1 protein-coding gene is annotated in these 581 nt (G+C 62.1%); it reads right to left on the reverse strand.

Features of this window, described 5'->3' with window-relative positions:
- Nucleotides 1-581 (reverse strand): flagellin (locus AX729_RS17805; RefSeq protein ID WP_283807806.1); only part of this gene is annotated, 581 nt, incomplete at its 5' end.

Consider the following 581-nt stretch of genomic DNA (forward strand, 5'->3'; position numbering starts at 1 on the left):
TTAGCGGAGCAGCTGCAGCACGCTCTGCTGCGACTGGTTGGCCAGCGACAGCGCGGAGACCGCGATCGACTGGCGGGTCGAGAGCGCCTGGCTGTTGGCCGCCTCGACGTTGGTGTCGGCCAAGGTCAGGTTGGACGAGCCGGTCTGCAGCACGTTGATCAGGTTCTTGTTGAAGTCCTGACGGACCTGCACGATGGTCAGGTTCGAACCCAGAGCAGAAGCTTCCGAGCGCAGCGTGCTGGACGCCGTGTTCAGGTTGGTGAGCACCTTGTTGGTGGCCGCATTGTCGATGAAGTCGACACCGCTGGTCAACGCAGCAAGGCCCAGACCCTTGGAGTTGTAGGTCACGCCGGTGATGCTCAGGCTCGACTTGGCAGTCTCGTCGAACACCAGCTTGAGCTGATCGCCGTTGAGCAGGTTGACACCGTTGAACGAGGAGTCCTGCGCGGTCGAGTCGATCTGCTGGAGGATGTTGTTGTACTGGTTGACCAGATTGGCACGCGAGGTCTGCGCGACGACGTCCTGAACGGGGGTGGAAGCCGTCGAGAAGGTCAGCGACGAGGTCAGCGTGCCGCCGATCG

Origin of the sequence: Bradyrhizobium sp. CCH5-F6, from assembly GCF_001556045.1 — a bacterium.
Classification (GTDB): domain Bacteria; phylum Pseudomonadota; class Alphaproteobacteria; order Rhizobiales; family Xanthobacteraceae; genus Bradyrhizobium.